The organism is Mesorhizobium sp. (assembly GCF_017306585.1).
Lineage (GTDB): Bacteria > Pseudomonadota > Alphaproteobacteria > Rhizobiales > Rhizobiaceae > Mesorhizobium.
The window spans coordinates 1-8,606 of record NZ_JAFKIC010000035.1; the positions used below are offsets into that span (position 1 = coordinate 1).

Here is an 8,606-nt window from a genome sequence, read left to right on the forward strand (position 1 = left end):
TCCTTGTTCCATTTCTCGCAGCCTTGGTGGATGGCCTCGAAGAACGGGTTGTCGAGACCCTTCACCACGATGACGAGCTGCTTCTTGGCCAGAGCCGGCCCGGCGCCCAGCGCCAAGGCGGCGACGGCGGCGAGCAAAACTGTTTTCCTCATATCAGTCCTCCCTTGGAAACAGACGGACACGGCGTGCCCGCCACACAAATCGGCTTGATGCGAAATGGCAGGGCGAACGCTCGTACCGCCAGGCAAGGCCGATAAGCATTTGCAGATGCGATCGGACCGGCAGCGCCGGCACGATCGATGACCTCCGGCCGGCCATGCCGCCAATCACGGCTTCATCGACCGGCATATCTTCCTCCGGCACCCAGCTAACAACGGCGCGTCGCCGACGTCAATTGCAATTTGTCCTACAAAACGGATTTTTCAAAACAACACCGCACTATTCGTCTGACAATTACCCGCTCGACAATTGACGCCCGCGCGGCCATTTGCGTAAATGACGGCATCGCTGTTTCCGGGAGGAGCTGGGAAAGGCGACGGCAAGCCCTCGCCTGTCTGCAGGCGAACGGCGAGGCATGGGGAGGCAACAGGCTGGTGGCGGTTCTCGAACTCACCAACATTTCGAAGCATTTCGGCGCGATCCAGGCGGTCAATGACGTCTCGCTGGCGATCGAGCCCGGACAGGTCGTCGGCCTGATGGGCGACAATGGCGCCGGCAAGTCGACGCTGGTCAAGATGATCGCCGGCAACTTCCCGCCGAGCCATGGCACGATGCGCATGGACGACCGGGAATTGATCCTGCACAAGCCTGCCGAAGCACGCCAGCACGGCATCGAGATCGTCCACCAGGACCTGGCGCTGTGCAACAATCTGACGGCGGCCGCCAATGTTTATCTCGGCCGTGAATTGCGGCGCGGTGTCGGCCCGTTTCGCATCCTCGACTACGCCGCCATGTACAAGCGCGCCGGCCAGCTTTTCGCCGAGCTGAAGTCCGAGACGCGACCGCGCGATCTGGTCAAGCAGATGTCGGGCGGCCAGCGCCAGGCGGTGGCGATCGCCCGCACCATGCTGTCGCAGGCCAAGATCGTGCTGATGGACGAACCGACGGCGGCGATTTCGGTCCGCCAGGTCGCCGAGGTCCTGAACCTGATCCGCCACCTGCGCGACCAGGGCATCGCGGTGGTGCTGATCAGCCACCGCATGCCCGACGTGTTCGACGTCGCCGATCGCGTCATCGTCATGCGCCGCGGCAGGAAGGTGGCCGACAAGCAGATCGCGTCGAGCTCGCCCGAGGAAGTCACCGGCCTGATCACCGGCGCCATCGAACAGGCGGCATGAAAGCTGTTTTCATCACGCCGGCGCGCTTCGCAGGCAGGAAAGGTCGATAATGGCAGTCACCCTTGACCAGACGATCGCGCAGAAGCAGCACACTTTCCTGTCGCGGATGTTCTCCAGCCAGACCTTCTGGGTGGTGATCGCCGTCATCCTGGCCTGCGTCTTCCTGTCCTTCGCCACCGATGCCTTCGCCACCTCGAAGAACCTCTACAACATCACCCGCAACGTCACCTTCGTCGCCATCGTCGCCCTCGGCATGACCTTCGTCATCATCACCGGCGGCATCGACCTTTCGGTCGGGTCGGTCTTGTGCCTGTGCTCGATGGTGCTGGCCGTGACCATGCATGCCGGCTATTCGATCGAAATCGGCATCCTGGCCTCGGTCGTCACCGCGCTGGTCATCGGCGGCTTCAACGGCGTATTGATCGCCTATCTCGGCTTTCCACCTTTCGTGGTCACGCTCGGCATGCTGTCCATAGCGCGCAGCCTGGCTATGGTCGCATCCAACAACACCGTCGTCTTCCAGTTCGGGCCGGACCACGACAAGCTGCTGGCGCTCGGCGGCGGCGCCTGGGTGTTCGGCATCGCCAATCCGGTGCTCTACATGATCATCCTGGCGCTGATCACCGGCTTCATCCTGCGCTGGACCAAGTTCGGGCGGCATATCTTCGCCATCGGCGGCAATGAGCATGCGGCAACGCTGACCGGCGTGCCCGTGAAGCAGATCAAGGTCGCCGTCTACATGATCTCGGCATTGTCGGCCGGCATTGCCGGCATCATCCAGACCGGCTGGCTGGGCGCGGTCACCACCAATCTCGGCACCGGCATGGAGCTGCAGGTCATCGCAGCCACCGTCATCGGCGGCGCCAACCTGGCCGGCGGCGTCGGCACCGCCTTCGGCGCCATCGTCGGCGCGGCGCTGATCGAGGTAATCCGCAACAGCCTGGGACTGCTCGGCATCAATGCGTTCTGGCAAGGCACCTTCATCGGCGGCGCCATCCTGCTCGCGGTGCTGTTCGACCGCATCCGCAACTTCAGGCGCAGCGACTGACGGCCGGCGGGCGTTATTCGTTCCGGTTCCTATCGCTCAGTCTGAAAATCGGCCGGGGCCATGGCTCATAGGCGCCGGGCCCTGGCCGGCGCCTTGACGAAAACGGGAACCCGGCCGCAAAATCACCGATGCAGGCGAAGGGAGGCCAGTCGCCCGCGGGAGGATATGCCCATGACGGAAGCGATCAGGCTCTATTGGGGCCGGTTCGGACATGTTTCTGTCCTGAATGTCGCGAGCGACTTCGTCACCCATGCCCATGTCGAGGCGCATCTGATCATCTGGCTCGAGGGCACCGCCGGCGAGATGACCATCGGCCGCGAAACGGTCCGGCTCGGACCGGGCACCGCCGCCGGCATCAATTCGCTCCAGCCGCACAGCCACGTCCTGTCGCAGGACGGCAGGGCCGGCCTGTTCCTCGCCTTCTACATCGACCCCGACTGGGCGCGCCGCCGCCGGGACCTGCCCTCCTCGGCGCCGCTGTTTTCGCAGGCCGCGATCACGCTCGAGCCCTGGCTGCATCAGGCCGCCGCCGGCCTTCTCGACCACCTCACCGACAATGAAAGCGTCGACGACGTCGCCAACTACGAGATCGAGCGCTTCATCGACTCCGTGCTCGACGCCGCCGACGCCTCGGCGCCGCAGGAGAGCCGCATCCGCGTCAACACCATGCAGGATTTCCGCGTCCGCAAGGCGATCCAGCTGATGAAGGCCAATGTCTGCGAGCGCATCTCCTTCGACGATGTGGCGCGCAGCGTCGGCTTGTCGCGGCCGCATTTCTTCGCCCTGTTCAAGGAACAGACCAACCTGACGCCCAATGTCTACTGGAATACGCTGCGCATGGAAGAGGCCGTGCGGCAGCTGCAATGGTCGCAGGAACCGTTGATTTCGGTCGCCTGCAATCTCGGCTTCACAACGCAGGGCAATTTCTCGCGCTTCTTCCGTGACCATGTCGGCGTGCCGCCGACGCTTTACCGCGAGGCGGCGCGGGCCACGGCCTGAACCGGCTCTTTTTCAGACTGCTTGATACAAGCCCAAGACGCATTGATAAGCGGGCTCATCGCCACCGCCCTACCCTTGCCGCAACGATCATTCGCAAGGGAACATTCCATGGCCAACGTCACCATCTCCAGCGTCATCGACGCGCCGGTCGAAAAGGTGTGGGCGCGCATACGCGACTTCAACGGCCTGCCGGGCTGGCACCCGCGCATGGTGGAGAGCCATATCGAGGATGGCAAGGATGCCGCCACGATCGGCTGCGTGCGCAACTTCCAGCTCGCCAGCGGGGCGCGCCTGCGCGAAAAACTGCTCGACTTCTCCGACCAGAATTTCCTGGTCAGCTACTCCATCCTTGAGACGCCGCAGCCGCTCACCAACCACAAGGCAACGCTGCAACTGCGCCGCGTCACCGATGGCGACCGCACCTATGCCGAATGGACCGCCAGTTTCGACGCCGCCCCCGAAGAGGCCGACAAGATCGCGGCCGGCATGGGCGCCAATGTCTTCCAGGGCGGCTTCAACGCCCTGAAGAGCCATTTCGCCGGCCAGAACTGAGCCGGGCCGGGAACAGGAGCGTTCGATGGCGCTTGCCCTCCAGACATTCCCGACCGTCAGGGACGCCAACGCGGCGCTGAAGGTGGCCGGCACCCGCTATCTCGGCGGGGGTACTCTCGTGGTCCGCGCGGCCAATGAAGGCGATGTCGCGGTCTCCGGCCTTGTCAGGTCGACCGATCCGGCCCTGTCGGCCGTCGAGATCGCGGATGGCCGGGTGCGCATCGGCGCCTCCGTGACCATGGCGGCGATCGCCCGCCATGCCGAACTCGGCGCGCTGGCCAAGGCCGCGCGCGCCGTTGGCGGGCCGGCGGTCCGCAACATGGCGACCGTCGGCGGCAATCTGTTCGCACCGGCGCCCTATGGCGACTTCGCCGTTGCCTTGCTGGCGCTCGACGCCATGGTCAGCACCGACGATGGCGAATTGCCCGTCGAGACCTTCCTGGGAGGTCGGGACAACAGCCGCGCCATCGTCACGTCCGTGAGTTTCGCGCTTCCCAAAGACGATGGCTTCCGTTTCCTGAAAGTATCTCGGATCAAGCCCAAGGGCGTGTCGGTGCTGAGCATCGCCGTCGTTCTGGAGCAGGCAGGCAACGGCACGATCTCCTCGGCACGGATCGCGCTCGGCTGCATGGCCGACCGGCCGGTGCGCGCCAGGGCGGCGGAAAAAGCGCTGCTCGGCAAGACACTGGACCCAAATGGCATCGCCGCGGCGCTTGGCGCAGCCGGTGAAGGCACCTCGCCCATCACCGATCCGATCGCCAGCGCCTGGTATCGCGCCGAAGTCCTGCCGGTCCATCTCGGCCGGCTGCTGCTGAGCTAATGCTTGTCGCCCAAAAGTGTGAAGCGGTTTTGGGATAACGACAAGCACAAACAAGTCCGTCGGGGGGCGCGCGTCTGTCCGATCACTCGGGCAGGCGCGCAAGGAGGAAGAATGGCGAAGGTCCCGGTCCAGTTCACACTCAACGGCTCCGAAAAAGCCGAGTTCGTCGATAGCGGTACCACGCTGCTCAATGCCTTGCGCGACAAGATCGGCGACACCTCGCCGAAGGGCGGCTGCCAGCAAGGCACATGTGGCGCCTGCTCCGTCATCGTCGACGGCGAGTTGAGGCTATCCTGTCTGACGCTCGCCGAAACCTGCAACGGCGCGGCCATCACCACGACATCGGGCCTCGCCGAAGGCGGCGTGCTGCATCCCCTGCAACGTGCCTTCCTCGACACCTTCGCCACCCAATGCGGCTTCTGCACACCAGGCATGATCATGGCGGCCAAGGTGCTGCTCGATCACACGCCCAACCCGAGCCGGGAGGACGTCGTGGAGGCGCTGTCGGGCAATATCTGCCGCTGCACCGGCTACGAGCCGATCATCCAGGCGGTGCTCACCGCCGCTCGCGCCAATTCGCAGAGCGCGGCCTGAGAGGACCGAGAGAATGGAACTGCGCAAGAGTTATTTCGCCGATGTCCGCAAGGACGATCTGCACGAGATCGGTCAGGGCCGGCCGCGTCTGGATTCGCCCGGTCACGTCACCGGCAAAACAGCCTTTTTCGCCGACCGCAATTTCCCCGGCATGCTGCATCTGAAGATGGTGCGCAGCCCGCATCACCATGCCCGCATCCGCTCGATCGACACGTCGGAAGCCGAAAAGCACCCGGGCGTCGTCAAGGTGCTGACCGCCAGGGACGTGCCGCACAACGTCTACACCATCCTGATCCTGATCCAGATCGGACCCGAGGACGAGACGGTGCTGGCCGACGGCAAGGTGCGCTGGAAGGGCGAGGCCGTGGTGGCGGTGCTGGCCGAGACCGAGCGCGCCGCCAAGGAGGCGGCCGCCAAGGTCAAGGTCGACTACGAAGTGCTGCCGGCCGTGTTCGATATGGAGGAAGCGCTGAAGCCCGGCGCCCCCATCGTCAACGAATATCACGGCCAGAACTATTATCTCTACGACAGCGGCGAGTGCCGCAAGGTGCGCTTCGGCGATGTCGAGGCCGGCTTCGCCGGGGCCGACCATGTGCTGGAGCAGAGCTACCAGTCCTCGCCGATCGAGCATGCGCCGACCGAGACCACCGGATGCGTGGTGATGCCCGAAGGCAATGACCGCTTCACCTGCTATACCAACACGCAGGCGATGTTCTTCACGCTCGACAACACCTCGATCATCCTGCAGATGCCGGGCTCGAAACTGCACTTCGTCGGCGGCACGGTCGGCGGCGGCTTCGGCGGCAAGGTCGACGTCATCGTCGAGCCGATCGCCATCCTCGGCGCCAAGCTCACCGGTCGGCCGGTCTCCTTCATCTACAGCCGCGAGGAGGAGATGCAGATCTCCTCGCCGCGCGCCGCCGAGAAGGTCGTCATCAAGGACGGCGTCATGAAGGATGGCCGCATCATTGCACGCAAAGTCACCGGCTACACCGATGCCGGCGCCTATTCGCGTCATTCGCCCTATGGCGCACAGAAGGGCGCCGGCCATTATCCCGGCCCCTACACCATCCCCAATGTCTGGATCGACACCTACTGCGTCTACACCAACCGCACTCCCTCCTCCGCCATGCGCGGTTTCGGCGTCACCATCGGCGACTTCGCGCTGGAGGTGCAGATGGACAAGTTGGCGCGGCTGATCGGCATGGACCCGCTCGAATTCCGCTTCATCAACGCCTACCGCGACGGCGACATGAAAGCGCATCGCCAGCCGACGGAGGGAGCCGCGCTCATCGAATGCATGCAGGAAGCCTCCCGCGCCGCCAACTGGCCGGTGGCGGAGAAATACATGGCGATGTCCTCCTACAAGAAGGAAGCCTGACATGACGATCCGGCGCGGGCGCGGCGTTGCCGCCATCAACTATCCGACCGGCATGAATCTCGGCGGCGACCCGACACAGGCGCTGGTGCATTCGACGCCAACCGGCAATTTCATGGTGACGCTGTCCTCGGTCGATCTCGGCCAGGGCATGAAGCAGATCATGGCGCAGATCTGCGCCGAGACGATCGGCGTGCCGACCGATCGCGTCGTCGTCGACACCGCCGACACCGACACCGGCCCGCACTGCATGGGCACGTTCGCGTCGCGTGGCACGCACCGCGCCGGCAATGCCGTGATCCAGGCAGCCAGGGAGGCTCGCCAGGTGATGCTGGAAGTGGCGGCGGAAGAGCTGGAGGTGAACGCCTCCGACCTCGAAACCGACGGCCAGGGCAACATACTGGTCAAGGGTGCGCCGCAGAAATCGATCTCGATCTTCGACGTCGCGCTTTCGGCGCATTTCAAGCGCGGCCGCTCGATCTCCGGGCGCGGCATGTTCCTGATCCCGCGCTCCTATCCGGAAAAGGAAACCGGCGCGATGAAGCCGTCGACCTGCTACGCGCATGCCTGCACCGTGGCCGAGGTCGAGGTCGACGACGAGACCGGCGAAGTTACCGTGCTGACGGTCAAGAACGTCTTCGAGATCGGTCGTGCGCTCAATCCGAAGATGGTCGAGCAACAGCTGGTCGGCGGCTCCTGGATGGGCATCAGCCACGCGCTCTACGAGACGACCGAGCCCTACTACCCCAACCGCGACCATGGCGGCACCGACTTCAACCAGTATCTGATGCCCGGCCCCGGCGACCTTGCCGAGACCGAGATCATCGTGCTGGAACGTCCTTCGGCGGACGGGCCTTACGGCGCCAAGGGGCCGGGCGAAATGTGCGCCAATCCGCAAATACCGGCAGTCGCCAATGCCGTCTTCGACGCCGTCGGCGTGCGCATCGACACGCTGCCGATCACGCCGGAACGCATTTTGCGCGCGCTGAAGGCGCAGGCGAACTGAGTGACCGAAATGCCTGATATCAAGGCCGAAACCGTCGCGACTTCGCCGGAGGCGGTGGCTGAACATCTTGCCGCCTCTCGCTATCTGGCCGACGACAGCCTGGCCACGGCCATCTTCCTGGCGATCCGGCTCGGCAAGCCGCTGCTGCTGGAGGGCGCGCCGGGCGTCGGCAAGACTGAGGCCGCGAAAGCCATCGCCGGACTGCTCGGCCGCGATCTGGTGCGCCTGCAATGCTATGAGGGCATCGACGCCGCGCACGCACTCTACGAGTGGAACTATCAGCGGCAACTGCTCGCCATCCGCCACGCCGGCGAACAGGAGGTCGACATCTATGACGACCGCTTCCTGATCGCCCGGCCGTTGCTGCAAGTCCTGCGGGCGCCGCAACAGCGCGTGCTGCTGGTCGACGAGATCGACCGTTCGGATCACGAGTTCGAGGCGCTGCTGCTCGAATTCCTCTCCGACTTCCAGATCAGCATCCCCGAGCGCGGCACCATCCGCGCCAACGCCCAGCCGATCGTCGTGCTGACCTCCAACCGCACCCGCGAACTCGCTGAGGCGCTGCGCCGCCGCTGCGTCTACCACTGGATCGGCTACCCCAACGCCACGCGAGAGGCCGAGATCATCATGCTGCGCGCCGGTGACGTGGCTGAGGTCACCGCGCGCGCTGTGGCGGCGGCCGTGCAGACCATCCGTGCCCGCCCGCTCGCCAAGCCGCCCGGCATCGCCGAAGCGGTGGAATGGGCCAACGCCGCGACCATCCTGGAAAAAGGCGGCAGTCCCTGGCCGGAGGCCTTCCGCCGCGCCATCGGTGTGCTGATCAAGGACGAGGAGGATTTGTCTTATGTCGCGCCGGAGTTGGGGAGGATTGT

Annotated in this window: 9 protein-coding genes and 1 pseudogene; 9 read left to right on the forward strand and 1 reads right to left on the reverse strand. The window is 64.8% G+C overall.

Annotated elements, in window-relative coordinates:
• Positions 1–152: pseudogene (locus J0I79_RS01270) on the reverse strand (sugar ABC transporter substrate-binding protein); the annotation flags it as partial.
• A 441-nt stretch (positions 153–593) separates the two neighbouring features.
• On the opposite strand from J0I79_RS01270, the gene J0I79_RS01275 reads away from it, so the two are divergent.
• The 9 genes from J0I79_RS01275 to J0I79_RS01315 form a co-directional block, all read left to right on the forward strand.
• A complete protein-coding gene (locus J0I79_RS01275) occupies positions 594–1,337 on the forward strand; it encodes an ATP-binding cassette domain-containing protein (protein ID WP_292854668.1) in 744 nt (247 codons plus the stop codon).
• Positions 1,338–1,386: 49 nt separating this feature from the next.
• Positions 1,387–2,385, forward strand: coding sequence for an ABC transporter permease (locus J0I79_RS01280; protein WP_292854671.1), 999 nt, complete (start codon positions 1,387–1,389; stop codon positions 2,383–2,385).
• Between the two features lie 171 nt (positions 2,386–2,556).
• The gene (locus J0I79_RS01285; RefSeq protein WP_292854674.1) at positions 2,557–3,384 is read left to right on the forward strand and encodes an AraC family transcriptional regulator; all 828 of its coding nucleotides are present in this window, start codon (positions 2,557–2,559) and stop codon (positions 3,382–3,384) included.
• Positions 3,385–3,492: 108 nt separating this feature from the next.
• The gene (locus tag J0I79_RS01290) at positions 3,493–3,936 is read left to right on the forward strand and encodes an SRPBCC family protein (RefSeq protein WP_292854676.1); all 444 of its coding nucleotides are present in this window, start codon (positions 3,493–3,495) and stop codon (positions 3,934–3,936) included.
• A 25-nt stretch (positions 3,937–3,961) separates the two neighbouring features.
• Positions 3,962–4,756 (forward strand): FAD binding domain-containing protein, encoded by a 795-nt coding sequence (locus J0I79_RS01295; RefSeq protein WP_292854679.1) that lies wholly within the window; start codon positions 3,962–3,964, stop codon positions 4,754–4,756.
• 111 nt (positions 4,757–4,867) lie between these two features.
• The gene (locus tag J0I79_RS01300; protein ID WP_292854681.1) at positions 4,868–5,350 is read left to right on the forward strand and encodes a (2Fe-2S)-binding protein; all 483 of its coding nucleotides are present in this window, start codon (positions 4,868–4,870) and stop codon (positions 5,348–5,350) included.
• A gap of 13 nt (positions 5,351–5,363) precedes the next feature.
• Positions 5,364–6,731 carry a xanthine dehydrogenase family protein molybdopterin-binding subunit gene (locus J0I79_RS01305; protein WP_292854684.1) on the forward strand — a complete coding sequence of 456 codons (1,368 nt, stop codon included), beginning with the start codon at positions 5,364–5,366 and terminating at the stop codon, positions 6,729–6,731.
• 1 nt (position 6,732) lies between these two features.
• Entirely contained in the window at positions 6,733–7,734 is a 1,002-nt protein-coding gene (locus J0I79_RS01310; protein ID WP_292854687.1) for a molybdopterin cofactor-binding domain-containing protein, read from the forward strand.
• 9 nt (positions 7,735–7,743) lie between these two features.
• A partial coding sequence (locus J0I79_RS01315) for a MoxR family ATPase (RefSeq protein ID WP_292854690.1) occupies positions 7,744–8,606 on the forward strand: 863 nt, incomplete at its 3' end.